This is a genomic window from Stenotrophomonas sp. STK17_22, assembly GCF_051983905.1.
GTDB classification, from domain to species: domain Bacteria; phylum Pseudomonadota; class Gammaproteobacteria; order Xanthomonadales; family Xanthomonadaceae; genus Stenotrophomonas; species Stenotrophomonas maltophilia_A.
Genome location: NZ_CP197010.1, coordinates 2,518,511 through 2,542,214, shown reverse-complemented (window position 1 = coordinate 2,542,214; position 23,704 = coordinate 2,518,511). Strand labels below are relative to the sequence as shown.

The 23,704-nt window shown below is 60.5% G+C and carries 32 protein-coding genes; 16 read left to right on the top strand and 16 right to left on the bottom strand.

The features are described from left to right. The first annotated feature begins 145 nt into the window (after positions 1-145). The 4 genes from merA (ACSYS9_RS11850) to ACSYS9_RS11835 all read left to right on the top strand — a co-directional run bounded on the left by merA (ACSYS9_RS11850) (position 146) and on the right by ACSYS9_RS11835 (position 3,376). Complete coding sequence (merA, locus tag ACSYS9_RS11850) at positions 146-1,855, top strand: mercury(II) reductase (RefSeq protein ID WP_440569366.1); 1,710 nt, start codon at positions 146-148, stop codon at positions 1,853-1,855. A gap of 80 nt (positions 1,856-1,935) precedes the next feature. After that, entirely contained in the window at positions 1,936-2,544 is a 609-nt protein-coding gene (gene merG, locus ACSYS9_RS11845; protein WP_231990915.1) for a phenylmercury resistance protein MerG, read from the top strand. 80 nt (positions 2,545-2,624) lie between these two features. Beyond that, the gene (gene merB / locus ACSYS9_RS11840; RefSeq protein ID WP_011405610.1) at positions 2,625-3,263 is read left to right on the top strand and encodes an organomercurial lyase MerB; all 639 of its coding nucleotides are present in this window, start codon (positions 2,625-2,627) and stop codon (positions 3,261-3,263) included. Continuing rightward, positions 3,260-3,376: a MerR family transcriptional regulator gene (locus tag ACSYS9_RS11835; RefSeq protein WP_031943118.1), complete on the top strand. Its 117-nt coding sequence runs from the start codon at positions 3,260-3,262 to the stop codon at positions 3,374-3,376. The genes merB (ACSYS9_RS11840) and ACSYS9_RS11835 overlap by 4 nt, the downstream gene beginning before the upstream one ends. A 321-nt stretch (positions 3,377-3,697) precedes the next feature. Here ACSYS9_RS11835 and ACSYS9_RS11830 read toward each other — a convergent pair whose 3' ends face one another. Then, positions 3,698-4,156, bottom strand: coding sequence for a hypothetical protein (locus ACSYS9_RS11830; RefSeq protein WP_011405611.1), 459 nt, complete (start codon positions 4,154-4,156; stop codon positions 3,698-3,700). An 84-nt stretch (positions 4,157-4,240) separates the two neighbouring features. After that, a complete protein-coding gene (locus ACSYS9_RS11825) occupies positions 4,241-4,675 on the bottom strand; it encodes a mercury resistance transcriptional regulator MerR (protein WP_010981353.1) in 435 nt (144 codons plus the stop codon). Positions 4,676-4,743: 68 nt separating this feature from the next. Here ACSYS9_RS11825 and merB (ACSYS9_RS11820) point away from each other — a divergent pair, with 68 nt between their 5' ends. The 4 genes from merB (ACSYS9_RS11820) (at position 4,744) to ACSYS9_RS11805 (ending at position 6,428) form a co-directional block, all read left to right on the top strand. Then, a complete protein-coding gene (merB, locus tag ACSYS9_RS11820; protein WP_011405612.1) occupies positions 4,744-5,382 on the top strand; it encodes an organomercurial lyase MerB in 639 nt (212 codons plus the stop codon). Between the two features lie 15 nt (positions 5,383-5,397). Continuing rightward, the gene (gene merD / locus ACSYS9_RS11815) at positions 5,398-5,859 is read left to right on the top strand and encodes a mercury resistance co-regulator MerD (protein ID WP_428992360.1); all 462 of its coding nucleotides are present in this window, start codon (positions 5,398-5,400) and stop codon (positions 5,857-5,859) included. Continuing rightward, the gene (merE, locus tag ACSYS9_RS11810) at positions 5,856-6,092 is read left to right on the top strand and encodes a broad-spectrum mercury transporter MerE (RefSeq protein WP_005413392.1); all 237 of its coding nucleotides are present in this window, start codon (positions 5,856-5,858) and stop codon (positions 6,090-6,092) included. Before merD (ACSYS9_RS11815) ends, merE (ACSYS9_RS11810) begins: the two co-directional genes overlap by 4 nt. A gap of 132 nt (positions 6,093-6,224) precedes the next feature. Further along, a complete protein-coding gene (locus tag ACSYS9_RS11805; protein ID WP_005413391.1) occupies positions 6,225-6,428 on the top strand; it encodes a DUF3330 domain-containing protein in 204 nt (67 codons plus the stop codon). 38 nt (positions 6,429-6,466) lie between these two features. Here ACSYS9_RS11805 and ACSYS9_RS11800 read toward each other — a convergent pair whose 3' ends face one another. From ACSYS9_RS11800 to merT, 11 genes are all read right to left on the bottom strand, one after another. Then, positions 6,467-7,081, bottom strand: coding sequence for a recombinase family protein (locus ACSYS9_RS11800; RefSeq protein ID WP_010981357.1), 615 nt, complete (start codon positions 7,079-7,081; stop codon positions 6,467-6,469). A gap of 60 nt (positions 7,082-7,141) precedes the next feature. Next, positions 7,142-8,305 (bottom strand): TniQ family protein, encoded by a 1,164-nt coding sequence (locus ACSYS9_RS11795; protein WP_017512239.1) that lies wholly within the window; start codon positions 8,303-8,305, stop codon positions 7,142-7,144. Positions 8,306-8,355: 50 nt separating this feature from the next. Next, positions 8,356-9,264: a TniB family NTP-binding protein gene (locus ACSYS9_RS11790; RefSeq protein WP_000393453.1), complete on the bottom strand. Its 909-nt coding sequence runs from the start codon at positions 9,262-9,264 to the stop codon at positions 8,356-8,358. Positions 9,265-9,266: 2 nt separating this feature from the next. After that, complete coding sequence (locus tag ACSYS9_RS11785; protein ID WP_010791757.1) at positions 9,267-10,949, bottom strand: Mu transposase C-terminal domain-containing protein; 1,683 nt, start codon at positions 10,947-10,949, stop codon at positions 9,267-9,269. Positions 10,950-11,050: 101 nt separating this feature from the next. Next, positions 11,051-11,617 (bottom strand): recombinase family protein, encoded by a 567-nt coding sequence (locus ACSYS9_RS11780; protein WP_071227358.1) that lies wholly within the window; start codon positions 11,615-11,617, stop codon positions 11,051-11,053. A gap of 175 nt (positions 11,618-11,792) precedes the next feature. After that, positions 11,793-12,782 carry a DUF3330 domain-containing protein gene (locus tag ACSYS9_RS11775; protein WP_003132006.1) on the bottom strand — a complete coding sequence of 330 codons (990 nt, stop codon included), beginning with the start codon at positions 12,780-12,782 and terminating at the stop codon, positions 11,793-11,795. Beyond that, the gene (gene merE, locus ACSYS9_RS11770; RefSeq protein ID WP_003132004.1) at positions 12,779-13,015 is read right to left on the bottom strand and encodes a broad-spectrum mercury transporter MerE; all 237 of its coding nucleotides are present in this window, start codon (positions 13,013-13,015) and stop codon (positions 12,779-12,781) included. Before merE (ACSYS9_RS11770) ends, ACSYS9_RS11775 begins: the two co-directional genes overlap by 4 nt. Beyond that, complete coding sequence (gene merD / locus ACSYS9_RS11765; protein ID WP_000995360.1) at positions 13,012-13,377, bottom strand: mercury resistance co-regulator MerD; 366 nt, start codon at positions 13,375-13,377, stop codon at positions 13,012-13,014. The genes merE (ACSYS9_RS11770) and merD (ACSYS9_RS11765) overlap by 4 nt, the downstream gene beginning before the upstream one ends. Positions 13,378-13,394: 17 nt before the next feature. Next, positions 13,395-15,080, bottom strand: a complete 1,686-nt coding sequence (gene merA, locus ACSYS9_RS11760; RefSeq protein ID WP_003156770.1) for a mercury(II) reductase — start codon at positions 15,078-15,080, stop codon at positions 13,395-13,397. A gap of 71 nt (positions 15,081-15,151) precedes the next feature. Next, on the bottom strand, positions 15,152-15,427 hold the full coding sequence (gene merP, locus ACSYS9_RS11755; RefSeq protein WP_003131987.1) for a mercury resistance system periplasmic binding protein MerP: 276 nt from the start codon (positions 15,425-15,427) through the stop codon (positions 15,152-15,154). A gap of 12 nt (positions 15,428-15,439) precedes the next feature. Then, entirely contained in the window at positions 15,440-15,790 is a 351-nt protein-coding gene (gene merT, locus ACSYS9_RS11750) for a mercuric ion transporter MerT (protein WP_003131974.1), read from the bottom strand. A 71-nt stretch (positions 15,791-15,861) separates the two neighbouring features. On the opposite strand from merT, the gene merR reads away from it, so the two are divergent. Both merR and ACSYS9_RS11740 read left to right on the top strand, forming a co-directional pair. Next, positions 15,862-16,296, top strand: coding sequence for an Hg(II)-responsive transcriptional regulator (merR, locus tag ACSYS9_RS11745; protein WP_005413387.1), 435 nt, complete (start codon positions 15,862-15,864; stop codon positions 16,294-16,296). 2,453 nt (positions 16,297-18,749) lie between these two features. Continuing rightward, the gene (locus ACSYS9_RS11740; RefSeq protein ID WP_032966761.1) at positions 18,750-19,526 is read left to right on the top strand and encodes a hypothetical protein; all 777 of its coding nucleotides are present in this window, start codon (positions 18,750-18,752) and stop codon (positions 19,524-19,526) included. Here the strand turns inward: ACSYS9_RS11740 and ACSYS9_RS11735 are convergent. From ACSYS9_RS11735 to ACSYS9_RS11725, 3 genes are all read right to left on the bottom strand, one after another. Beyond that, complete coding sequence (locus ACSYS9_RS11735) at positions 19,523-19,849, bottom strand: HNH endonuclease (RefSeq protein ID WP_323162603.1); 327 nt, start codon at positions 19,847-19,849, stop codon at positions 19,523-19,525. The two genes, ACSYS9_RS11740 and ACSYS9_RS11735, sit on opposite strands and share 4 nt — an antisense overlap. A gap of 253 nt (positions 19,850-20,102) precedes the next feature. Continuing rightward, positions 20,103-20,252 (bottom strand): hypothetical protein, encoded by a 150-nt coding sequence (locus ACSYS9_RS11730; protein WP_324615445.1) that lies wholly within the window; start codon positions 20,250-20,252, stop codon positions 20,103-20,105. Between the two features lie 73 nt (positions 20,253-20,325). Beyond that, entirely contained in the window at positions 20,326-20,913 is a 588-nt protein-coding gene (locus ACSYS9_RS11725; RefSeq protein ID WP_440569357.1) for a DUF3693 domain-containing protein, read from the bottom strand. Between the two features lie 143 nt (positions 20,914-21,056). Between ACSYS9_RS11725 and ACSYS9_RS11720 the strand changes: the two genes are divergently transcribed. From ACSYS9_RS11720 to ACSYS9_RS11695, 6 genes are all read left to right on the top strand, one after another. Continuing rightward, positions 21,057-21,332, top strand: a complete 276-nt coding sequence (locus ACSYS9_RS11720) for a hypothetical protein (protein ID WP_440569355.1) — start codon at positions 21,057-21,059, stop codon at positions 21,330-21,332. Continuing rightward, positions 21,329-21,505, top strand: a complete 177-nt coding sequence (locus tag ACSYS9_RS11715) for a hypothetical protein (RefSeq protein ID WP_440569353.1) — start codon at positions 21,329-21,331, stop codon at positions 21,503-21,505. The genes ACSYS9_RS11720 and ACSYS9_RS11715 overlap by 4 nt, the downstream gene beginning before the upstream one ends. Then, positions 21,495-22,550 (top strand): replication initiation factor domain-containing protein, encoded by a 1,056-nt coding sequence (locus ACSYS9_RS11710; RefSeq protein ID WP_440569351.1) that lies wholly within the window; start codon positions 21,495-21,497, stop codon positions 22,548-22,550. Before ACSYS9_RS11715 ends, ACSYS9_RS11710 begins: the two co-directional genes overlap by 11 nt. After that, on the top strand, positions 22,532-22,810 hold the full coding sequence (locus ACSYS9_RS11705) for a single-stranded DNA-binding protein (RefSeq protein WP_440569349.1): 279 nt from the start codon (positions 22,532-22,534) through the stop codon (positions 22,808-22,810). The genes ACSYS9_RS11710 and ACSYS9_RS11705 overlap by 19 nt, the downstream gene beginning before the upstream one ends. Before the next feature lie 126 nt (positions 22,811-22,936). Next, a complete protein-coding gene (locus tag ACSYS9_RS11700) occupies positions 22,937-23,143 on the top strand; it encodes a hypothetical protein (protein ID WP_197617631.1) in 207 nt (68 codons plus the stop codon). Further along, positions 23,140-23,394, top strand: coding sequence for a hypothetical protein (locus tag ACSYS9_RS11695; RefSeq protein ID WP_305101001.1), 255 nt, complete (start codon positions 23,140-23,142; stop codon positions 23,392-23,394). The genes ACSYS9_RS11700 and ACSYS9_RS11695 overlap by 4 nt, the downstream gene beginning before the upstream one ends. Positions 23,395-23,704: the final 310 nt, after the last annotated feature.

Here is a 23,704-nt window from a genome sequence, read left to right as displayed (position 1 = left end):
GCCGCTCAGGCGATTCTGCCGGTCGTCATCGCGTGAGCAGCCTGTAAACGACCCACGGAGCCTGTTCCCTGAAGCGCACAACCGATTCAGTGACCGAGGCGTCGTACTAGTTGGCTTGGGCACAACGGATAAAAGAGAGAGCGGAATGCAAGAGTTAAACGAAGTTGGTTTGAGCGTGGCGGGAATGACTTGCCCAAGTTGTACAAGGCACGTTGAGGACGCGCTGCTGGCGGTCCCCGGCGTAACGCGAGCGGCTGTCGATTATCCATCGAACAAGGCGCAAGTCACAGGCAATAGGCTTGACGTGTCCGCGCTCGTAGCAGCAGTGGGCGCCCTTGGTTACGGTGCTACGCCTACAGACGAATTTGAAAGCAAAGAGCGCAGAGTTGAACAGCCAGGACTCCTTGGCAAAGCCGCCCAGTGGCTGAGCGGCGAGCGCGCGGTGGAGAAACCGGCAGGTCAGCTGCATGTGGCGATCATCGGTACTGGCGGCGCCGCTGTGGCAGCAGCGCTGAAGGCAGCTGAAAACGGTGCCCGTGTCACCCTGATCGAGCGGGGAACTATCGGCGGCACCTGCGTCAACGTGGGCTGCGTCCCTTCTAAGATCATGATTCGGGCAGCGCATATCGCTCATCTGCGACGCGAAAGTCCTTTTGACGTGGGACTGTCGGCAACGCCCCCAGTTGTCCTGCGTGACCGTCTGCTGGCGCAACAGCAGGCCCGTGTGGACGAGCTGCGTCATGCTAAATATGAAAGCATCCTCGAAAGCAATCCGTCGATCAATCTGGTGCGAGGCAGCGCCCGATTCAAGGATGGCCAAACGCTTATCGTGGAAGCGGCAGAAGGTGACACTCGCGAAGTGGCCTTCGATCGCTGTCTCATTGCCACTGGTGCAAGCGCTGCCATCCCGCCGTTGCCTGGTCTTGCAGGAACGCCATATTGGACGTCCACCGAAGCCCTGGTTAGCGAAGCCATTCCTAAACGGCTGGCAGTAATTGGCGCCTCGGTCGTAGCACTGGAACTGGCACAAGCGTTTGCGCGCTTGGGCAGCGAGGTGACGGTCCTGGCCCGGCGCACCTTGTTTGCCAGTGACGACCCTGCCATTGGCGAGGCCGTGACTGCAGCTTTCCGTGCGGAAGGCATCACGGTGCTGACACAGACGCAGGCGAGTGCCGTGACCTATTGCGACCGCCAATTCATCCTGACGACCGCGCAGGGCGAGTTAAAGGTGGATCAATTGCTTGTTGCCACCGGCCGCACGCCAAATACCGCAAGCCTGAATCTCGAGCGCGCAGGTGTGACGTTTGACTCGCAACATCGCATCCTGATCGATCAAGGCATGCGCACGAGTGCTTCGAACATTTACGCAGCTGGCGACTGCACTGACCAGCCTCAGTACGTCTACGTTGCAGCCGCGGCTGGTACCCGGGCTGGCATTAATATGACCGGCGGCGACGTAAAGCTCGATCTCGACGCCATGCCGGCAGTCGTGTTCACCGATCCGCAAGTTGCCACGGTAGGCTACAGTGAAGCAGAGGCCCAGCGCATTGGTCTGCAAACCGAAAGCCGTACGCTCACGCTCGACAATGTGCCGCGTGCACTCGCCAACTTCGATACCCGCGGCTTTATCAAGCTTGTTGCTGAGGCAGGGTCCGGACGCATTCTCGGAGTCCAGGCTGTGACACCGGAAGCAGGCGAAATCATCCAGACTGCCGCGATTGCCATCCGGGCCCGCATGACCGTCCAGGATCTGGCTAACCAGCTTTTCCCTTACCTCACCATGGTTGAAGGTCTCAAACTGGTGGCACAGACTTTTTCGAAGGATGTGACACAGCTATCGTGCTGTGCCGGCTAAACCTTGGGCACCAAAACAGGGACAGAGGAGTTTTTATGTTTTGTGACATCAGACTTAAATTACGCCGTGTACGCGCGTGCTTGACGATCGTACTGGCAAGTACCGCAACGTTAGGCATGCCAAACCAAGCGTTGGCGGCTTATGATTTTTCTAAGCTCGGCGCCGCGATTGAAACATTGTCGCCAGAGACCGTCAGTGATTGGGAAAAGAAGGCCAGGGCTGGCGATGCCATGGCTCAGAACATCATGGGTCTTGCGTACAAATGCGGTATGGGCGTAAAGCAAAACCACGCGGCATCGATCCAGTGGTTCCGCAGGGCGGCCGAGCAGGGTGAAGCCGATGCACAGTTCAACCTCGGGCGCCTCTACGGAAGTGAAGTCGACGGTATGTATAAGAATGGGCGTGCGGCTCCTGCCAACGATGCAGAGGCTTTCAAGTGGTACCGCCTCGCTGCCGAGCAGGGACACACGCAGGCTCAAGTCAGGCTGGCCCAGCTGTTTGCAAAGGGTCTTACCGACATCGCGCCCGACCAGGTGCAGGCATACCAGTGGATGAGTCTGGCCGCAGCGTCGGGAGAACCGACAGCAGCAAAAGTCGTTGCAGACTATGCAGCTCAAATGAAGCCCGAACAGTTACAGCAAGCCCAGCTGCTGGCCGAGGAATGGCAACGCCGGCAAGGCACAAAGTAATTCGTCTTTGTTAAGCGCAGGACGTAACCGCCGAGTAAGGTTTATCCCGGTTGATCGCTGCCCGATATAACAGGTGGAAAATGGACAAGACTATTTATTCCAAAAAGATTGCCGAAAGCCTTTCATCTGGCAATCATCCTAAAGAGTTCGCAACGCTCTTTGTCGCGCTGCTCCGACAGCTAGCGATGGGGGGACCTGTATCACGCGAAAAGCTCGCCGGCGCACTCGGATGGTCTGGAGCGAGAGTTGCAACGGTACTTGAGCAGGCACCTGGTACGGAATATGACGACGAGGCCAATATCATTGGACTGGGGCTGACACTACGTGAAACCTCTCACGTTTTTGAGGTGGATGGCCGTCATTTGTACACATGGTGTGCGCTGGACACCTTGATGTTTCCCGCCTTGACCGGCAAGATTGCCCGTGTCACTTCCCGCTGCGCCGCCACCGGTAGGCCGATCACTCTCACCGTTGCACCAGAAGCAGTGCTTCATGTCGAACCGGCAGAAGCAATGGTTTCACTGCGAACTCCGGATACTTCGCCCGACATTCGTTGTTCGTTTTGCTGTCATGTGCATTTCTTTGCGTCTCCGTCTATTGCAAATTCGTGGGCTTCGACCCACCAAGGGATTGAGGTCGTGCCTGTCGAGAGTGCGTTCGACCTTGGTCATGATGTCGCGCTTAAGCTGCTAGAGGACTGCGAGGAAAGCCCAGTATGAATGCGTACTCGATATCGAAGCTGGCTGATGATGCTTGCGTCAGCGTGCATGTCGTGCGCGACTACATGATACGCGGCTTGTTGCACCCTGCTCGGCGAACCGAAAGTGGCTAGAACATTTTCGATGACAAAACACTCGGAAGGCTGCGGTTTCTCCGCGCAGCCTTCGAGTCCGGAATTGGGCTCGACGAACTGGCGCGACTTTGCAAAGCATTGGACGCAGACGATAGCGAAAGCCTGGACCGATGCGTCGAGCGCGTGCGATGGAAGATCGACGTGCGTCGAACAGTTTTGACTGTCGTCGAGGCCTCTTTGAATGAAATGGCGGCCGGTGCAGCTACTTGAGGTCCGGCCGGTAAAAGCGTTGGAATTAGCCACTTCGTATATAATATATTGATTAATATAGCTTTTTCGATGAATGTTTGACTAAAGCCTTTATCGCGACAGTGACTCCTGAAGCTGCTTAAACTGCCCCTGAATCACCGCTTTTTCCTGAAGAATCAACTTGTTCTCATCGGACAGAACTTCCGCTCTATTCTGAGAGGCTTTCAGATCCGTTTTGGTGACCTCTAATGCTTGGGATAGTACGGCCACCTGCTTATCGGCATCTGCTTTCTGGCTTGCGAGTGCGGCAATATTATCCGCCAATTGTTTGCTTTCATGCTTCCGCTCCCGGTTTTTTGCCGAGGCGTCGTTAAGTTGATGCTCCAAGTTCTGGATATCGGCCACTTGCCTATCCAAGGTGCTTTTGTGCATCGCATTGGCCTGTTCGAGCTCATGCGTTTGTCGTTGTAATTGCGCATTAGTGTCTATCAGCTCGGACGCTCTTGACTCGGCTTGGATGAGCCGGTTTTGCAGGTCTTGAATCTGGTCTTTCAGGCCCCGGTTAACCATCTGGAATTGCTCGCGCTCCTGCTGCCGGTCTTCGGCGGTGCGTTGCTGGTAGGGGGCACCTCAGAAAACGGAAAATAAAGCACGCTAAGCTGTGGAAGCCCCTGCCAAGCTCGTTCCACCTTGCAACGACGCAATCAGCGGACACGAAACATTCCCCTGCCGCGAATGGCAGGCGCACACCAGGTCAGACAGCACAGCCTCCATGCGCGCCAAATCGGCCATCTTCTCGCGCACGTCTTGGAGCTTGTGCTCGGCCAGGCTGCTGGCCTCCTCGCAGTGGGTGCCATCGTCGAGCCGCAGCAACTCGGCGATTTCATCCAGGCTGAAGCCCAACCGCTGGGCCGATTTCACGAATCGCACCCGTGTCACGTCCGCCGCGCCATAGCGGCGAATGCTGCCATAGGGCTTGTCCGGCTCGGGCAACAAGCCCTTGCGCTGATAGAACCGGATGGTCTCCACGTTGACGCCGGCTGCCTTGGCAAAAACGCCAATGGTCAGGTTCTCCAAATTATTTTCCATACCGCTTGACTCCGTACATGAGTACGGAAGTAAGGTTACGCTATCCAATTCAAATAGGAGATGGAACCATGAAGCTCGCCCCATATATTTTAGAACGTCTCACCCCGACCAACCGGCCCAAAGGTTTTGCGGAGTTCTTGGTCGCGCTACTGGGTGAACTTGCCAAGGGACGCCCGATTTCGCGAACTACGCTTGCCAGGACTCTTGGCTGGCCCGCTGAGCAAGTGGCGGCTGTGCTCGAACAAGCCACCAGTACCGAATACGACAACGATGGGAACATCATCGGCTATGTCCTCACCTTGCGCGAGACGTCGCATGTCTTGGAAATTGACAACCGCCGGCTGTATGCCTGGTGCGCGCTGGACACCCTGATGCTCCCGGCGTTAATCGGCCGTACAGCTCGCGTCTCGTCGCATTGCGCTGCAACTGGAGCACCCGTTTCGCTTACGGTTTCACCCAGCGAGATACAGGCTGTCGAACCTGCCGGCATGGCGGTGTCCTTGGTATTGCCGCAGGAAGCAGCCGACGTTCGTCAGTCCTTCTGTTGCCATGTACATTTCTTTGCATCTGTCCCGACGGCGGAAGACTGGGCCTCCAAGCATCAAGGATTGGAAGGATTGGCGATCGTCAGTGTCCACGAGGCTTTCGGCTTGGGCCAGGAGTTTAATCGACATCTGTTGCAGACCATGTCATCTAGGACACCGTGATCGGATATCGACCCAATGTTCTACGGCACCGGCATCGGATTCGCAGCGCGCGGATTGAACTCGGCGAAACGGTATATGCATTGCCGTGAACCGACCCAAAGGAGGTGTTCGATGAACGCCTACACGGTGTCCCGGCTGGCCCTTGATGCCGGGGTGAGCGTGCATATCGTGCGCGACTACCTGCTGCGCGGATTGCTGCGGCCAGTCGCCTGCACCACGGGTGGCTACGGCCTGTTCGATGACGCCGCCTTGCAGCGACTGTGCTTCGTGCGGGCCGCCTTCGAGGCGGGCATCGGCCTCGGCGCATTGGCGCGGCTGTGCCGGGCGCTGGATGCGGCGAACTGCGATGAAACTGCCGCGCAGCTTGCTGTGCTGCGTCAGTTCGTCGAACGCCGGCGCGAAGCGTTGGCCAATCTGGAAGTGCAGTTGGCCGCCATGCCGACCGCGCCGGCACAGCATGCGGAGAGTTTGCCATGAACAGCCCCGAGCGCATGCCGGCCGAGACGCACAAACCGTTCACCGGCTACCTGTGGGGCACGCTGGCCGTGCTGACTTGCCCCTGCCACCTGTCCATCCTCGCTGCCGTGCTGGCCGGCACAACCGCCGGTGCATTCCTTGTCGAGTATTGGGTCATCACGGCGCTCGGTTTGACCGGCCTGTTTCTTCTGTCACTGGCGCGGGCGTTGCGGGCATTCAGGGAAAGATCATGAGCGCTTCCCGGCCGGATGGATGGACTACGGCGGAGGGCCCAAGCGTTCGAGCGCGGGCAAGGCTTTCTGTTCGCAAAGCCGATGCCGGCGGCGGCATTCGCCGTCTTCGTCAGTCAATGGAGGGGTGCCACCATGAATGCAAATGATCCGACCGCCACCAGTTGCTGCGTGTGCTGCAAGGAAATTCCGCTCGATGCCGCCTTCACACCGGAAGGCGCGGAGTACGTCGAGCACTTCTGCGGGCTGGAGTGTTATCAACGTTTCCAGGCGCGGGCCAGCACTGCGACCGAAACGAGCGGCGAACCGAACGCTTGCGGTTCGCCGCCGTCAAATTGAGACAAACCACGCTTTCGCTACGTCGCCTCATGTCGGCATCAAATTCGGCTGAGTAGCTTCTCGCCATCTGGACGTAGCTCGCCCTTGGGTGAAATATGCCGATACAGGGTCTGCCGCGTGATGCCAAGTTCCTGGCACAGGTCGCCGACCTTGGTCTCTGACTGCCCCATTGCCGCCATCGCCAGCCGCAGCTTGGCGGCGGTCATCTTGAACGGCCGGCCGCCTTTCCGGCCGCGTGCCCGTGCTGAGGCCAGGCCCGCCACGGTGCGCTCGGCGATCAACTCGCGCTCGAACTCGGCCAGCGCGGCGAAGATACCGAAGACCAGCTTGCCGGCGGCGGTCGTGGTGTCAATGGCCGCGCCGTGCCCGGTCAGCACCTTGAGGCCGATGCCGCGTCCGGTCAGGTCATGGACGGTATTGATCAGATGGCGCAGGTCGCGCCCGAGCCGATCCAGTTTCCAAACGACCAACGTGTCGCCTGGCCGTAGTGCCTTCAGACAGCTCGCCAGACCGGGACGATCCTCGCGTTTTCCGGACGCTTGGTCTTCATAGAGATGCGCCGGATCAACACCGGCCGCGACCAGCGCATCGCGCTGCAAGTCCGTCGCCTGGGAGCCATCCGCCTTCGATACTCGCATGTAGCCAATCAGCATCTTGTACCTGTCACATATACGTTCGATTATGTGACAGTTTGCATCGGGAAGCTCTGCACGTCAAAATTTGTCACTTAACCCGTCATTCTGTCTAAGGCATGCAAAGGGTAGGCTAGGCTCATAATGTGACAGAAATTCCGGGGGGATGCCTTCCTTCGCGAAGGTGGCGCGCAACTGTTCCAAGGAAGCGGGGTCGCGCCGACCATAGGAAGCCAACGCGAACAGCGAGCGTGCCGTCTCGGGGTTGTGTCGTGCTTCAATGATGGCCTCATCAATGGCCTGGATTGCACGCTGCCAGTGATCGACGGGTTCGGGCTTCGGCGCTTTCGCCGGCAGGCCACTGGTGAACCCGGTTTGGGGCTCGGACCAGAATAGCTTTGCGTGCTCGCCTGGCGGGCTTATATCCCTCACCTCAATCAAGCTGATTGCCGTTGCCGCCGCCTCCAGCATCTGCAACCGTACTGCCGGGTTCAGGGTTTCATACGGTCGCCACAGACTTTGCCCAGCACGCAGCGGATGCCCGCAGCATTCCCAGATTTGGCGGAGATACCCCGCGTAGGTGCCGCACGTCGAAAGCGGGGTGTTCAGCTCATCGAGCAGCGTGCGTAGCAGCCTAAACCACAATCCGGCGTGGATGCGTCGGCGCGGCAACTCCACGTGGCCGGTCGTCAGTGCCTGCCAGGTACGCTGGTCCATCGCCGCAATCGCGTCGCTGGCAGTGCGCGGTTCGGCGTCGGCGTTCTCCCAGCCGAGAAACCGCCCTGGCACGCCCCAATAGGATTCCAGCCAGCAGCCATGCAGTGGGCAGCTCAGCATCAGGGGCAGCTTCCACGCGAGCAGTACGGCTTGGTTCTCCGGATCGTTCAGACAGAGCGGGCAGGCGCGATGTATCGGCTGGCTGGGCAGCCAGGCACGCCAGCTCGTGATGGATCGCGTCCTACGGCGGAGTTTCGGCAGCAGCACCGAGAGCTGGAACGCATAGGTTTCCAATGCATCTGGAATCTGATCATCAAGGCTGTCCAGTAGCCAAGGCACCCAGCCGGCGAAACTCATGCAACGCAGCCGGTCCGGCTCGATGCCGCTCCGCTGGGAGAGCATCGCCAGCAGCGCCAGTGGTGGCGCGGTGTCCAGGTCATCAACCTGGCCGTGACCAAGATCGTGCTCCAGCAGCTCGGACACCTCCATGTGATAGCAAAGGGCCACGCGGTTGAGCCACGAAGACAAGGCTTCGCCTTCCCTGGGAGCCGGATGCAGTGGCCAGTGTGGCGCTGGCTTCACATCAGTTCCCGCTCGAATTGCCGCCGCCGCTCGCTGGGACCGGTGTAATCGGCCATGCTGAGCGTGCGATGGTTGATCGCTTCCTCACCGCTCTCCACGGCAGCGACGGCCGCCGCCATCAACAGGTGCGCCAGCTCGCCGATGGTGCCCTCGCTGCGCGTGAGCAGGTAGCGGGCCATATCCAGCGTGGCAATCGACGAGGGTCGCCGCAGCGGGAGCGAAGCCGCGAAGCTGGCCAGCAGTGAGCAGCAATCGTCGTTGGCCTCCCACACCGGCAGCATCATCGGCTCGAAGCGGTTTTCCAACTGGTCGTCCGAGCGGATCGCCAAGTAGGCATCGCGTGTGCCGACCCCGACCAGCGGGATGCGCAGCTCGTTGCCGAGGAAACGCAGCAGGTTGAGGAATTCCCGGCGGTTGACGCTGTTGCCGGCCAGGACGTTGTGCAATTCGTCGATCACCAGCATGCGCACGCCGACCTTGCGTAGCAGTGCCAGCGCCAATTGCTCCATTTCCGGCAGCCGTGGGCGCGGGCGCAATGGCGCGCCCATCGCGGCAAGTAGCGCGACGTAGAAGCGGATTACCGACGGTTCGGATGGCATCTGCACGACCAGTACCGGAATGTGCTCCTGGTCGGCGTCGGAGCTGGCCGGGTGGGTGCGGCGGAATTTCTCGACGATCATCGACTTGCCGTTGTTGGTTGGACCGACCAACAGCAGGTTGGGCATGCGTTGTTTGTTCGGCCACGCATACAGGGCTTCCAGCCGATTCAGCGCCTCGACTGCTCGCGGATAGCCGATCCAGCGGTCAGCGCGAAGGCGATGGATGCGTTCGTCCGCCGGAAGACGGGCCAAGCCCTGGGCCACCGGCATCAGGTGGGACAAGTCGATGATGGGATATTCTTCCACGGCTACCACTCCTCAATCTGGTCGAACGGTTTGGCAGGTGGCTGGTTGTCTGCCTGCGGGTCAGCCATGTCCGCGTCCGGTGGTGGCGTGGTTTTGAAAAGAACTGCCGTTGCCTTGAGATGCTGGCGTCGATCCGCGTCGCGCCGCGCCTTGCGCGTAGCTTTCTGCGCGGTGGACACGATTTCGCGCATCTGGCCGATCATGCGAAACAGCGCCGACTCATCCACCTGTTCGCGCCCTTGCTGCCGCAATTTCGCCAGCGCCTGTCGTTGTTCCCAGAGGGTGACAGCCGGGTGCGACAAGGTGCGGTATGGAATTTCCAGATAGTGCTGCCCCTCCGGCTCCAGCACCCAAATGCGGCTGATGTCGCGCGGGTCGCGCCGGATCAGGAACGCAGGCAAGCGGTCGCGCCGAGCTATCCACGGCTTGAGCGCATCGGCGTAGTAATGGATGTGGTCGATGACGAAGCCGGTGCGGGTCAGCGTGCGGCGGATGATGGGCAGAAAATCGACCAGAAAAGCCGTGGTGCGAGTGATGACGGTTGGCACGCCGGTCCGCGCGATAGCTTCGGCCCAGCGCGCTGCCGGCGGCTGGAGCAGGCCGTTGTGCACGGAGCCGTGGTAGGTGCCGACCGCCAATGTGAGCCAGCGCTCCAGCTCACGCAGCGTCAGGGCGGCCTTGTTTTCGGAATCGTAGTCGCCGCGCTGGTCAGGGTTGGAGAAGGTCGTCCCTGGCAATTCGTCGTGGATCATCTGCATCGCCGTGCCGATGATCCGTTCCACGATGCCGCCGTAGTGCGGCTGCCCGAGCGGGCGATAGTCAAGCCGGATGCCATGCTGCTCGCAGCCTCGGCGTAGCGCTTCGCTCTTGAACTCGGCCGCGTTGTCCAGGTAGAGCAGCCTGGGCTTGCCGCTCATCGGCCACTCCATTTCTATGTTCAGACCCTCCAGCCAGGGACGCTTGTCGCAGGCGACATGCACAAGGCACAGGCCGACCGAAACAGATGACGGCGCTTCCAGCGTGACGACCATGCCGAGCACGCAGCGGGTAAACACGTCGATGGCGATGGTCAGATACGGACGGCCAATCGGTTGCCGGTCGCGCTCGTCCACCACGATCAGGTCGATGACCGTGTGATCAATCTGCACTTGTTCCAGTGGCGCGGTCACGGCGGGAGGCTCACCACCGACACCTTGCAGGCTGCGGGACGCATCCTGACCTTCCCGGCGGCGAGTGGCCTTGAGCGGATCGAGGCCGGCGATCCGCAGAGCCACGGTGTTGCGCGCCGGCGCCCGCAGCTTTTGCGCTTTGCAAGCCTGCGCGACCTCGCGGTGGAACGCTGCCAGGCTACGCTTCTGCTTGGTCAGGAAGCGCTTTTGCAGCAACTCGCGGATGATGCGCTCAACTGATTCCGGCAAGCGTCCCTTGCCTTTTCCGCCGCCGGATCGGCTGCGAGCCAGGTCCGTCACAAGCCCAGCACCTTGCCGGGCACGGCGGATTAGGACATACACCTGCCGCCTGGACAGGCCAAGCGCGTGAGCAGCGGCATCGGCGGCTTCATGCCCGACCACATCAAGCGCTGCCAGCGGCCCGATGATTTCCGCCCGTTGCCGGGCCTGCGCCCAAGCCGCATCGGGCAGGGTGGCCACGCCTTGCTCGGCAATCAATGATGTGTCTGACGCCATGCTCACACCTCGCTTTGGTGCACACGAGTATTGAGCATAGTCGAGATTGGTGCAGATGACTTCTGATATTGCGTTGTCAGGAGTCGCCTGCACATCTGGCGTTACGCCCCGTCAATTGGTGCAGTCGTCTTCTGAAAATGACACCGGCTGATGTTGAACTCGCGGGCAAGCTGCGCCTTGGGCTCGCCGGCCGTCGCTCGCTGCCGCAGGGTAGCAGCCTGCTCATCGGACAGGGCTTTCTTGCGGCCCCGGTACGCGCCACGCTGCTTGGCCAAGGTGATGCCCTCACGCTGCCGCTCGCGGATCAGGGCGCGCTCGAACTCAGCGAAGGCCCCCATCACCGACAGCATCAGGTTGGCCATCGGCGAGTCCTCGCCAGTGAACACCAGGCCCTCCTTCAGGAACTCGATGCGCACGCCGCGTTGAGTCAGCTTCTGTACCAAGCGACGCAGGTCATCGAGGTTGCGGGCCAGCCGGTCCATGCTGTGCACCACCACTGTATCGCCTTCGCGGACGAAGCTCAGCAGCGCTTCGAGCTGGGGGCGCTGGGTGTCCTTGCCCGATGCCTTGTCGGTGAACACCTTGCTCACCTGTGTCTGTTCCAGCTGGCGTTCCGGGTTCTGGTCGAAGCTGCTGACCCGGACGTAGCCGATGCGGTGCCCCTGCACGATGTCTCCTTGGTTGAAGGCGGCTTAAGTGCTCCTTCTGTTCCGTTGTGCCTCAAACCCCGTTTCTGTCAGGCTGAAATCTATGACCTTCGCAGGCATGTGTCAAAAAATGCGAAAGATGACTCTATTCTGACTAAGCGGCGCGGCCCTGCCTGACATCCAGTTAGGGTATGCCTCAATCTGACGGTAGCGAGTCGCAGGCGTTCGGATCGGCATCGGTTTCGTTCCCTGTCTTGGCACGCGCTTCGAAGCGTTGATAACACTCCAACCCGCAGAAGTGCTCGACGTATTCCGCGCCTTCCGGGGTGAAGGCGGCATCGAGCGGGATTTCCTTGCAGCACACGCAGCAACTGGTGGTGGTCGAGTCACTTGCATTCATGGTGGCACCCCTCCATTGACTGACGAAGACGGCGAATGCCGCCGCCGGCATTGGCTTCGCGAACAGGAAGCCTTGTCCTGTGTCGCAGTCCGCTTGTCGCAATAGATCAAGACTCGCCGATGTTTCCACGCCTTCAGCCACCACATCCATGCCCAGCCCGTGCGCAAGCTGAATCACGGTGTGCACGATGGTTTGGTCGCGGCGGTCGTTGGCGAGCCCGGCGACAAACGATTGGTCGATCTTGAGCGTGCTGATTGGGCAGCACTTCAGATGTTGCAGACAGGAATACCCCGTCCCGAAGTCATCGGCGGCGAAGCGCACACCGATCTGCCGCAAGGCGTCCAGGGCGGGGAAGATCGCCGGATCACCAAACGCGACCGATTCGGTCAGCTCGATTTCGAGATACTCGGCGGGCAACTCGGCATCAGCCAGCACGCCCTTTACCCACCCGTCGAAGTCCGGTCCCACTTGGCTCGCCGAAACATTGACGGCCAGCCGGAACGGTCGCCATGCCAGCATTCGCCAGTCACGCATCTGGCGGCAGGCTTCGCCCAGCACCCAAGCGCCGATTTCAGGCATCAGGCCGGACGATTCGACCACGGGCAGGAACTGGCCCGGTGGCAATAGTCCAAGCGTCGGATGACGCCAGCGCAACAGGGCTTCCGCGCCGACAATCCCACCACTGCGCAGATCGACGACGGGCTGGTAGTGCAGTTCAAGCTGCCCGCGCTCGACCGCTTGGGCCAGTTCCGGCGTCGTCCATCCATCCGGCCGGAAAGCGCTCATTCTCTTTCCCTGAATGCCCGCAACGCCCGCGACAGGGACAGAAGGAACAGGCCGGTCAAACCGAGCGCCGCGATGACCCAATGCTCGCCGAGGAAAGCACCGGCGGTTGTGCCGGCCAGCACGACAGCGAGGATGGGCAGGTGGCAGGGGCAAGTCAGCACAGCCAGTCCGCCCCACAGGTAGCCGGTGATCGGTTTGTGCGTCTCGGACGGCAAGCGCTCGGGGTTGTTCATGGCAGACTCTCCGCGTGCTGTGCCGGCTCGGTCGGCAGGGTGGCCAACTGCACTTCCAGATCGGCCAACGCTTCGCGCCGACGCTCGACGAACTGACGCAGCAGGGCAAGCTGCGCGGCCGCTTCGTCGCCGTCCGCCGCATCCAGCGCCCGGCACAGCCGCGCCAGCGCGTCGAGGCCGATGCCCGCCTCGAAGGCCGCCCGCACGAAGCACAGCCGTTGCAAGGCGGCGTCATCGAACAAGCCGTAGCCGCCTGGTGTGCACGCCACCGGGCGCAGCAATCCGCGCAGCAGGTAGTCGCGCACGATATGCACGCTCACCCCGGCATCAAGAGCCAGCCGGGACACCGTGTAGGCGTTCATTGAACACCTCCTTTTTCTCACCCGGCGCAGCAGGAAAGCTGCTTCACATCCTTGTTGAAGGTCTGCGCCGCGAGCTTCAACCCCTCGACCATCGTCAGGTAGGGGAACAACTGGTCGGCCAGTTCCTGCACCGTCATGCGGTTGCGAATGGCCAGAGCCGCCGTCTGGATCAGTTCACCCGCTTCCGGCGCGACCGCCTGTACGCCGATCAGCCGATGGCTGCCTTCCTCGATAACCAACTTGATGAAGCCGCGTGTGTCGAAGTTGGCGAGCGCACGCGGCACGTTGTCCAAGGTCAAGGTGCGGCTGTCGGTCTCGATCCCGTCGTGGTGGGCTTCCGCCTCGCTGTAGCCCACGGTCGCCACTTGCGGATCGGTGAACACCACGGCCGGCATTGCGGTCAGGTCGAGCGCCGCATCGCCGCCGGTCATGTTGATCGCGGCACGGGTGCCGGCCGCTGCCGCCACATAGACGAACTGCGGCTGGTCGGTGCAGTCGCCGGCCGCGTAGATGTTCGGGTTGCTCGTGCGCATGCCTTGGTCGATGACGATGGCACCTTGCGCATTGACAGTGACCCCCGCTGCGTCCAGCGCGAGGCTGCGCGTGTTCGGTGTCCGACCGGTGGCAACCAGCAGTTTGTCGGCGCGCAATTCACCGTGCGTGGTGGTCAGCACGAATTCACCGTCCATATGGGCGACCTGGCTGGCTTGCGTGTGCTCCAGCACCTCGATGCCCTCGGCACGGAAAGCGGCTGTCACCGCCTCGCCGATGGCCGGGTCTTCACGGAAGAACAAGGTATTGCGCGCCAGGACCGTGACCTTGCTGCCCAGCCGGGCAAAGGCTTGCGCCAGCTCCAGCGCCACCACCGACGAGCCGATTACGGCAAGGCGTTCGGGAATGGTGTCGCTCGCCAGGGCCTCGGTGGAAGTCCAGTAGGGTGACTCTTTCAAGCCCGGAATCGGCGGGACCGCCGGGCTGGCACCCGTGGCGACCAGGCAGCGGTCGAACATCACGACGCGCTCGCCACCCTCGTTCAAACGGACGGTAAGGCTCTGGTCGTCCTTGAAGCGCGCCTCACCGTGCACAACGGTGATGGCCGGATTACCGCCCAGGATGCCTTCGTACTTGGCGTGCCGCAGTTCGTCGACGCGGGCCTGCTGCTGGGCCAGCAGCTTACTGCGGTCAATCGTAGGCACAGTTGCCGCAATACCGCCATCGAACGGGCTTTCCCGGCGCAGATGGGCGATGTGGGCGGCGCGGATCATGATCTTGGACGGCACACAGCCGACATTGACGCAGGTGCCGCCGATGGTGCCGCGCTCGATCAGCGTGACCTGCGCGCCTTGCTCGACGGCCTTCAGCGCCGCCGCCATCGCGGCTCCACCGCTGCCAATGACCGCTACCTGCACCGGGGGCTCGTTGCCACTGTGCTTTTCGGCGGCGGCCATCCATCCCCGCACCTTGTCGAGCAGTCCGACGCGGTTGTCCGCCAGTGGCGCATCGGCTAGCGTTGCCTTGTAGCCCAGTCCGGCCACGGCGGCAGTCAGCGCGTCCGGCGATGTGCCCGGCACGATGGCGAGTTGCGCTGTGCCCTTCGGATAGGACACCAGCGCCGACTGCACGCCTGGCACTTTTTCCAGCGCTTCCTTGACGTGCGCCGCGCACGAGTCGCAAGTCATGCCGGTGATTTTTAGATGGGTCATGCAACAGATCCTTTATCGTTTGTGGCGCCAGACAATGACGTCCGTTGTGCTGCGGTGCCGTTTTCAGTGACTCACTGCTTGACGCTGGACGGATAGCCCGCGTCTGCGGTTGCCTTGGTCAGCTTCTGCACGCTGGTCTTGGCATCGTCGAAGGTGACGACCGCTTGGCGTGTCTCGAAAGTCACGTCAACTTTGCTGACGCCTTCGACCTTGGAAATCGCCTTCTTGACAGTGATCGGGCAGGCGGAGCAGGTCATGCCCGGTACGGACAGCGTGACGGTCTGGGTGGCGGCCCAGACGGGGGCAACAACGGCGGCGAGGGCGAGGGAGGCAAACAGTTTCTTCATGGTGAACTCCGATCAGTAGAAAAATGGCATGACGTAGGGAAATCCGAGCGCGACCAGAACCAGCGCGGCCACGATCCAGAAAATGAGCTTGTAAGTAGCTCGCACTTGGGGAATCGCGCAGACCTCACCCGGTTTGCAGGCCGCTGCCTGCCGGTAGATGCGCCGCCAGGCGAAGAACAACGCCACCAGCGCCACGCCGATAAAGATGGGGCGATAGGGTTCCAACACCGCCAAGTTGCCGATCCAAGCGCCGCTGAACCCCAAGGCGATCAGAACCAACGGCCCGAGGCAGCAAGCCGAGGCGAGGATGGCGGCAAGCCCTCCAGTGAAGAGCGCGCCGCGCCCGGTTTTTGGTTCAGACATGCGCTTGTCCTTTCGAATTGAAATTGGATAGCGTAACCTTACTTCCGTACTCATGTACGGAGTCAAGCGATATGGAAAACAATTTGGAGAACCTGACCATTGGCGTTTTCGCCAAGGCGGCCGGGGTCAATGTGGAGACCATCCGTTTCTATCAGCGCAAGGGCTTGTTGCTGGAGCCTGACAAGCCCTATGGCAGCATCCGCCGCTATGGCGAGGCGAATGTAACGCGGGTGCGCTTCGTGAAATCAGCCCAGCGGCTGGGCTTCAGCCTGGATGAGATCGCCGAGCTGCTGCGGCTGGAGGATGGCACCCATTGCGAGGAAGCCAGCAGTCTGGCCGAGCACAAGCTCAAGGACGTGCGCGAGAAAATGGCTGACCTGGCGCGCATGGAGGCCGTGCTGTCTGAGTTGGTGCGCGCCTGCCATGCGCGAAGGGGGAACGTTTCCTGCCCGCTGATCGCGTCACTACAGGGTGGAGCAAGCTTGGCAGGTTCGGCTATGCCTTAGCGTGCTTTATTTTCCGTTTTCTGAGACGACCCCTTAGAAAGCCTAGTCAAAGAGCTGTCACGAGAACACCGTTAGCTTAGCGTACGATTTTTTCCGAATTCTGCGGTTCCCCCTTCCTCCGCATCTACGAGCTTGCACTGCAGGCCAGCTTCCGCGCAGATTTCACAATAGAACAGCTATCTGCCGAGCTAGGGCTGGTGGTGGACCAACTCTGGCCGAACTTTGAGAAAGCGGTTAGCGAAGCGGGATTGCCGATCGAGCAACTCGGGACCGAGTTGGTGCTTGGTGGATGGTCGTTGAAGAACGGCCGGATGATGGCCACGGCGTATGCGAAGAGTGACAGCCGGCGCCCTTGCGTTGTCCAGCCGATCGGGGGGCAGATGGCGTCGCCGGGCGAACCGCTCCAGGCCGCGACCCCTAGCATGGCCCAGGTGGATCTGCTGGCCCATGCGCGTCTCCAGGTCAGCTACCTCAATGGGCAATTGGGCCGGAAAGTAGCAGGAGGTCGACTGCTAGTTGGGTTTCTGCAGAAGGGGCAAGCCCTGCTCAAGGATCTAGGAGAGATCTAGGTCGCGGGAGTCAAATACGCTAGGGGCTGAAATCGAAGTTCAGGTCTGGCCCTAAGGCAGAAGGCCAAAGCAGACCAAGGTCGTCCGTGGATTTGGGATGTTTATCGAGGGCAGGGTGGATGTCCGCTTCTGGCCGGAAGCGGACATTGGGCGGCGACCGGCCCGGTGATGGCATCCGCCTTCGACCCAAAGCGGGCATCGTTCTCGACACACCTGAGTTGATCCGTACTCCAAAGCCTGTTTCCGCTACCCCTTGTAGTGCTCGACGTAGAGCCCCAAAGCTGCCAACGACGCATACACGGCGGACCCAGCGTTGGTCGCGTACAAGGCAAAGGGAACCGGAGGATCGCAGGGAACTGTTGCGATGAACCACGGAGCTGAGCTCGTCAAGCTCGTCCTAGGTGATGTGAGGAATCCTAGCTCCCTACGCATACCTAGCGCCTCGCGGACGTACGCCTTGTTCCAGCCGCCAGTCTTGCACGAGACCCCAAGAAGTAACTCCGTAAATGCGGGATAGCGACGGGTCTTAATCGGACGATATACACCGACGTCAATCTCGTGACGGTCAGCCGCTTTGACCACCGTCGTGCCTTTCCAGCTATGGCTTAGTGTGGTGACCTGCACTGAAATCCTAATCTCGAGCTTCTCAGTAGACGTAGATCCACTGATGTAATCGTGATCCGGATGGTTTGCTTTGCATGGAGATCCTCCAAACGTCAGGACGCCTGCCATCTTGGGGGTACACGTGAGCTTGTAGCCCGCACTATCGATGATTCGCAGAAGCCTAAGCAGCACCCGAAGTTCGTAAGCCTTTCCTTTCGCGTAGGGAGACCCGCTCGCCTTAGCACGCGAAATGGCTGCTTTCACAGCGTTGAGGATTGCTAACTTACTGATCGTCACAGTCGCGGTCCTCGTGGCGCGTGTTCCTCGCGAGGGTCGTCCGGTGGCAGATATCGAGCGATATAGGCCTCAAGATCTGCCTGCTCGTGATCCGTCAAACGCTGGGGTGATACAGTTGGTAGATGTGACCGGATTGAGCGAACTCGGCGACCTTCTGGTGTCTCAACAGTGTAATGAACGTCCTCCAGTCCGGTGAGACCTTGGACCAGCTTCCCGATCTCACCCAAGGTTTGCGAGAGGGCGTCTTGGGTCGTCACAGGTCTAAAATCGAGAACCGCCGCAAGTGCGGCTGCAGCTTGTGCATTCGTGTCGTCCTCGTAATCAGACATCGCCTGAACAATCGCGGAGCGAAGCGATCTAACAATTTGTGGATCAAGCTCAGACGCAAGGGCTAGCGCCTTCCCTATCTCCCTAATTACCTCTTCACCACCTTGATCTTCTGCCATTCACAACTCCACAGCTGTAGACATTAACGGGCCGCGCGGGATGAACCGCCCGGATTCTCTAAATTCAATTGCCGAAGGTTGCCGTTGGCAATGTTCCTTAAGAGTAAGGCACAGTGCGGTTTGGTTCCATAAGCGGATCGCGCTGGCTGTATCCCGAAGTGTGCGATGACGCCGAAGCTGGATAGTGTCGCTGAATTGGACCATCAGGCACTTAGGTCTGAGCCCTGATACAGATTGATGATATGACTCCAAGTCGCGTACGGGCTGCGAAGAGCACCGGCTACTTTGGTCCGCTTCTGACCGAAAGCGGACATTCGTTTAACCAAGGGTGAAGGAAACTTTTAGGGCCAGGATGGACTTCAACTCTCTCGTTCGCTCGCTTCTATCCGATGCGAAGATGCGCCGTAACAAGCCTCTGCGAGACTAGTGCGCGAGCCAGGTCGCTGACATTGCTCCATGGCCTATGACGTGCCCCGCACCCGCTGGTCAAATGGAACCGCCCTCGGCACCATGGGCACGACCATCTAAGGAGTTCTTCATGCTCTACCAAGATAAGTACGTCGCCTTCATCGACATGCTCGGGTTCTCCGCACTTGTCCAAGAGTCGGCAGCCGACATGAGCAAGCTTGATGAAATAGCAGAGGCCATCGACAGACTAAAGAACACAGCGTGCTGCAACCCAGCAACAGGACTTTTGTTCACTTACTTCAGCGACTGCATCGTCATATCAAGCAGCCGCTCTCCTGCTGGCCTTGCCGACATCCTGAGCTGCATCAGAATGTTGGCCGAGAACCTGCTAGTGGTTGATATATTGATACGTGGAGGGCTCACAGTTGGAAGCATTCATCATGATTCTCAGATGATCTTCGGACCGGCGATGCTGGACGCCTATCGCATGGAATGTAAGGAAGCACGCAATCCCATGGTGCTCGTGAGCGAAGAGGTGCGATCGGATGCTCGCGCTGCGGGGTTAAGCAACCTGTTGACGTGGGATGACGAAGAGCCAGACCGCCACTATGTCCACTATCTGATCTCGTACAGCGCTTATGACTCTAATCCAAGGGCGGGCGTCGTGATTCTCGATAGCCAGGCCGCTCTCATCCGGCATTTCATCGCCAAGAGGCTGCTAGGCGCTCCGGGTAAGATCCTGGATAAAGCCGAGTGGATGGAACGATATTGGAACGAGAAGGTGGCGACAGGTGGAATTCTCGGACGTGTTGACAGGGTCGCAGACCTTGTTAGGCCCAATGCGCGACCATTTCGCAGCAGACTCGCCGTTCTAGCACCGCAACCGGGCGCCACTAGTGTGGACTAGCGAATCAGGCAAGCAGCTGCCGATTCCTTGCAAAGATTCAATTCAATTGGCCATACGGAAGCACGTGCAATCCCTGATGGCAGTCGGGACCACCATCTCCCCATTGCCAGCCGCGTCTGAACCAGCGCCCGGAACGCTTCAGCGGAAGGGGCTGGTCCCTTCCGCTGGTGCCTGCCCTGGTTGCACCGGCTATGCGCGGCCACCACGTTCCCGGACACGTCTCTGCCCCCGTCCTGTTGGGCCACCAGGTGCTCGGCGGTGCATTGAAAGGCTCGGGCCTTACTGGCCTTCAGCCCGAGCTCTGAGGGTGCAGTGAGCCACATCGGCAGGCCGCAATAGAAGCAACGGCCCGATTGGGCGTAGAAGGCAGAAGTGCGAAGGGATCTGCGGCGTTTGGCGGTCATGGATGGCTCCGGAATCGAAGGATTCCCGTGCCCCCATTGGGTGGACCTCGGGCACCCGGAGCCTATTGGCTATGCGGGCACAACACCGGCGCTTTATAGCGACTGGCTAAGGCGTTATAGCTCAGCGCTTGAGCCGCTACAAGGCCCAGATGCCGACCAGAACGGGAGGGAGTCACCGACGCCCAGTTAAGGTCAAAGCTTGGTCAGGGGGCGAGCGACGCGCTTGAGCAGGTGGAGCGGGGCGTGGCGCGTCACCCAGGGAAGTCGCGGTGTTGTAGTCCTGCTCAACCCGCTGAACTGTTCGCACGTTCAGGCCCGAGATCTCGTCTAATTGTTCTTGCGACCAATGTCGCGACTGGCGGAACTGGGAAGTGCAGGCGACAAGCTCTGACCGATCAGGTGCGCAGTTGGGAACTCAAGGGCGAGCTGGATGTGGAGCCAGAAATCGAGGGCGTCTTAGGTGCGGATCCAGGAATCAAGGGCATCTTTGGGGGAGATCTGGAAATCGCGGGCGTCCTTGTGGGGAAATACGGGCGGACAGCTGTGGGATCTGGGGCGTTTCCGTTGTGGCAGTCAGAGCCGACGAAGGAGGACCAGCGCTGACCGAAGCGCCTGACAGAATTGCGCATAATGTATACAACGTGAGCGTTATCGAAGCCCGGCACGGCCGCCTGAGCCTTGTGGGGCAGGGCGAAACCAACGGCCAAACATAGGGCCATCGCGGTGGCCGCGAGCTTACGCCAAACGGCCTTTTCGTCTGAGCTGATGGCCCTGGCTTCGCCGACAATCCCCAGCACGCGCGCCAGCGGGGTGCCTGTGAGCCCCGCCAGAGTTGCGCACACAACGGCATTCGGGAGCGAAACGCCCCGCCTGTAGTTGCTTACAGCAGCAGGCTTGATCCCCAAGGCCTTCGCAAGCTCGGAGTCATTGCTCGACTTCGTGGCGGCCTTCGCCGCGTCCAGCAGCGCATCAATGGTTGACATGGTTTTCAAAGCCCCTTGACTTTGGATTACAAGGGGTATTGAATCACGTCCGGATTCAAAGGGCCTTTGAATCCCCCGCCACCGGCACCCCAAGGCCGCTGGCGGGTTCCCTTGGGGCAGGGGCTTGGGGAGGGGTAGGGCACATGGATGCACTTGTCACCGCCGCGCTGCTGGGTTCCGTCGCAGCCGTCTCGTTTGGGGTAGTCAAACTGGTTTCGTGGTGCGCCGGTCGGGTAGGGGAGTCATCCCGCCGTGCTGCACACGAAGCCGCCTTCGTAGCCCAGGCACGCGCCGAACTGGCCGCAACTGGCTGGACCCCGAATCACGAAGCCCTCTATCAGGCTGAAATCGCCGCCACCAAGCGCGGTGATCTGCTGGCCGCCGCTCGCTACGCCGAAGAGCAGGAGCGCGCCGCATGAGCAGGTATCCCTCGTTCGCCGAACTGGCGGAGTTCGATATGGGTCTTGCGGCGTGCGCCGCGCTCATAGCCGTTTGGCTGGGAGGCGCGTTGGTCTCCATCGTGATCGAGCAGGCATGGCTGGGGCTTCGTCGGCTGTGGAAGCTCGCGAAGGGGGCAGGCAATGGCCGTTGATCGCGCTCGCTTCAGGATGGCCGTAGAGGGCCGGGCAGGGGGCTTTTCCCCGCTTTCGCCCGGTCAAAAGGGGCAGCGGGCGGCGGCGGAGATTGGCCCGGGGAGTAACACGGGCCAAAAGGGTCAGCAGGACGCAATCATCGACTACCTGACCATTGTGGTCCCGCTCTCCGCCCTTGAAGAAGTGAACTGCAAGAAGCTGGACCTCTTGCTGTTCCGCATTTTCGGCTTCCGTGGCGAAGTTGTTGCCGGTGCGATCCGTGAGAAGAACTGGAACTTCTACGAGCAGTCGGCGGTGCTGATCGACCGGGAAAACGAGGTGGTTGGCCGTGTCGGCATCGGGGGCAAAAAAAGCACCGTGTGCCTGAGCCTCACCGGCATGGGCTGCAAGTGGATTCGTGACTGGGCACGCGTCTACAAGCAGTGCGCCATGCTCGATGCCAAGATCACCCGCGTTGACTGCGCGCACGACGACTACGAGGGCGAACGCCTGGACGTGCATGCGCTCCGCGAGGTTGCCGCGCAGGGCGGCTTTACCGAGGGCGGATGCCCTCCGCGTCACCGCTTCATTTCCGATGAAGGCCACAACACCGGCTGCACGCTGTACGTCGGCGGCAAAGGCCACAAGGAACTGTGCGTGTATGAAAAAGGCAAGGCCGAAGGCCTCCCGTCCTCGCGCTGGGTGCGCGCGGAAGTGCGCCTGTACGGCAAGCACATGGAAATCCCGCTGGATGTGCTGTTGAACCCCGGCGCATACCTGCGCGGTTCGTACAGCGCCTTGCAGAACCTCATTACTGGCGTGTGCACGCGACTGCGCACGCTGCAAAAGCAGGTGGAAACCTCTGTCGAAGCCGGTATTGAGTGGGCGCATCGACAGGCAGGGCCCTTCCTCAACGTCCTTCGCGGAGCGCTCGGCGATTCATGGGCCGACTTCGTAGAGAGCCGCATCCTCCGTGACGGTCACCCCGGACGGTTTCGCGGTATTGCCAAGGGTGACGCACTCCATCGCTATGTGAGAGAAGAACTATGCCTATCTGCCGCGTGAAGTCGGCTGCTGTCGATGAACAGCACAACGCCAAGACGAACTCCATCATCCGCTCCCAGATGGTCGGCCTCGACCTGGGCAACGGCTTTGAACTGCCGTTCCGCGTCGGCCTCGGCCAGCGTCCGCCGTACCCGGCTGGCGAGTACGACATTGATCCCAAGTCGTTTGCACTTTCGCCCTATGGCGATCTGGTGCTGAAGCGCTACGTAGACCTGATTTCCATCGGGTTCAAGGCCGCACCTCCTGCGGCGAAGGCCTAAAGCGATGGGCATGCTCATTGCCACTGAGAACCCGTACACGTTGATCCTCATCGGGTTTTGCATCGGCGTGTTTACAGGAATCTTCGCCGTCGGTCTGGCGGCCAAGATTCTTGGTGGTCGCTGAGCATGGCCCGCGTCCTCACATGCGTCACCTACGAGGAAGCAACCGGCACCTGTTCTAAAGAGGTCTGGTTGGAGCAATCGGATGTGACGCATTACCTGCCCACTGTTGAACAGGCCAACGTGGTCGGCGCCACCTTCTTCACCTCAGTGATGATCGTGGCCGTCGCAAAACGCCTGCTATTCCCACCAGAAGAGAGAGAAATCCGATGAACCGCAAGAACCGTGAAAGCATCGTGCTGCGCGCCAAGGCTCTGGCAGCATCCACCAAGGCCCGTGGCGTGGCATTGGTCGGTGCTGCGTCCATGCTGCCGTCACTCGCAATGGCCCAGGACGCGGCGTTCGATCCGTCCAGCATCACCGTCAAGATCGGCACCTACGCAGGCTACGCGCTGGTGATCATCATCGCCTTCGCCGCTGCCGTGTGGGGCCTTCGCGCAGCCGGCCTGATCGGCAAGAAGTGATACCGGCAGGGCAGTTCCAGTAAGGGGAGGGCAACCTCCCCTTTTTCAATAGGGGGATTTATGGAAGGTTTGGTGATGTTGCTGTGGTGGATGGTTCTCACCGCTGCCTGCGCGAGGGTGTGACGATGTCGCGCCTGCATATGATGTGGCTGGCCGTAGTCTGCGCGACAATGAGCGTGGCATCGTTGCTTGCGCCACAGAGCGCTTATGCAGCTGTGGATCAAGGTGAGGCATATGCGAACTGTCAGTATCAGGTTCGCAGAACGCTATCTGACTATCCGGGAGCCAGCACTCGTTGTACCAAGGACGG

Bases quoted from the DNA above. Each gene is read 5' to 3' on its own strand.
- merA (WP_440569366.1), top strand. From the start codon at position 146: ATGCAAGAGTTAAACGAAGTTGGTTTGAGCGTGGCGGGAATGACTTGC.
- merB (WP_011405610.1), top strand. From the start codon at position 2,625: ATGGACAAGACTATTTATTCCAAAAAGATTGCCGAAAGCCTTTCATCT.
- ACSYS9_RS11835 (WP_031943118.1), top strand. From the start codon at position 3,260: ATGAATGCGTACTCGATATCGAAGCTGGCTGATGATGCTTGCGTCAGC.
- ACSYS9_RS11830 (WP_011405611.1), bottom strand. From the start codon at position 4,156: ATGGTTAACCGGGGCCTGAAAGACCAGATTCAAGACCTGCAAAACCGG.
- ACSYS9_RS11825 (WP_010981353.1), bottom strand. From the start codon at position 4,675: ATGGAAAATAATTTGGAGAACCTGACCATTGGCGTTTTTGCCAAGGCA.
- merB (WP_011405612.1), top strand. From the start codon at position 4,744: ATGAAGCTCGCCCCATATATTTTAGAACGTCTCACCCCGACCAACCGG.
- merD (WP_428992360.1), top strand. From the start codon at position 5,398: ATGTTCTACGGCACCGGCATCGGATTCGCAGCGCGCGGATTGAACTCG.
- merE (WP_005413392.1), top strand. From the start codon at position 5,856: ATGAACAGCCCCGAGCGCATGCCGGCCGAGACGCACAAACCGTTCACC.
- ACSYS9_RS11805 (WP_005413391.1), top strand. From the start codon at position 6,225: ATGAATGCAAATGATCCGACCGCCACCAGTTGCTGCGTGTGCTGCAAG.
- ACSYS9_RS11800 (WP_010981357.1), bottom strand. From the start codon at position 7,081: ATGCTGATTGGCTACATGCGAGTATCGAAGGCGGATGGCTCCCAGGCG.
- ACSYS9_RS11785 (WP_010791757.1), bottom strand. From the start codon at position 10,949: ATGGCGTCAGACACATCATTGATTGCCGAGCAAGGCGTGGCCACCCTG.
- ACSYS9_RS11775 (WP_003132006.1), bottom strand. From the start codon at position 12,782: ATGAGCGCTTTCCGGCCGGATGGATGGACGACGCCGGAACTGGCCCAA.
- merE (WP_003132004.1), bottom strand. From the start codon at position 13,015: ATGAACAACCCCGAGCGCTTGCCGTCCGAGACGCACAAACCGATCACC.
- merD (WP_000995360.1), bottom strand. From the start codon at position 13,377: ATGAACGCCTACACGGTGTCCCGGCTGGCTCTTGATGCCGGGGTGAGC.
- merA (WP_003156770.1), bottom strand. From the start codon at position 15,080: ATGACCCATCTAAAAATCACCGGCATGACTTGCGACTCGTGCGCGGCG.
- merP (WP_003131987.1), bottom strand. From the start codon at position 15,427: ATGAAGAAACTGTTTGCCTCCCTCGCCCTCGCCGCCGTTGTTGCCCCC.
- merT (WP_003131974.1), bottom strand. From the start codon at position 15,790: ATGTCTGAACCAAAAACCGGGCGCGGCGCGCTCTTCACTGGAGGGCTT.
- merR (WP_005413387.1), top strand. From the start codon at position 15,862: ATGGAAAACAATTTGGAGAACCTGACCATTGGCGTTTTCGCCAAGGCG.
- ACSYS9_RS11740 (WP_032966761.1), top strand. From the start codon at position 18,750: ATGCTCTACCAAGATAAGTACGTCGCCTTCATCGACATGCTCGGGTTC.
- ACSYS9_RS11735 (WP_323162603.1), bottom strand. From the start codon at position 19,849: ATGTGGCTCACTGCACCCTCAGAGCTCGGGCTGAAGGCCAGTAAGGCC.
- ACSYS9_RS11725 (WP_440569357.1), bottom strand. From the start codon at position 20,913: ATGTCAACCATTGATGCGCTGCTGGACGCGGCGAAGGCCGCCACGAAG.
- ACSYS9_RS11720 (WP_440569355.1), top strand. From the start codon at position 21,057: ATGGATGCACTTGTCACCGCCGCGCTGCTGGGTTCCGTCGCAGCCGTC.
- ACSYS9_RS11715 (WP_440569353.1), top strand. From the start codon at position 21,329: ATGAGCAGGTATCCCTCGTTCGCCGAACTGGCGGAGTTCGATATGGGT.
- ACSYS9_RS11710 (WP_440569351.1), top strand. From the start codon at position 21,495: ATGGCCGTTGATCGCGCTCGCTTCAGGATGGCCGTAGAGGGCCGGGCA.
- ACSYS9_RS11705 (WP_440569349.1), top strand. From the start codon at position 22,532: ATGCCTATCTGCCGCGTGAAGTCGGCTGCTGTCGATGAACAGCACAAC.
- ACSYS9_RS11700 (WP_197617631.1), top strand. From the start codon at position 22,937: ATGGCCCGCGTCCTCACATGCGTCACCTACGAGGAAGCAACCGGCACC.
- ACSYS9_RS11695 (WP_305101001.1), top strand. From the start codon at position 23,140: ATGAACCGCAAGAACCGTGAAAGCATCGTGCTGCGCGCCAAGGCTCTG.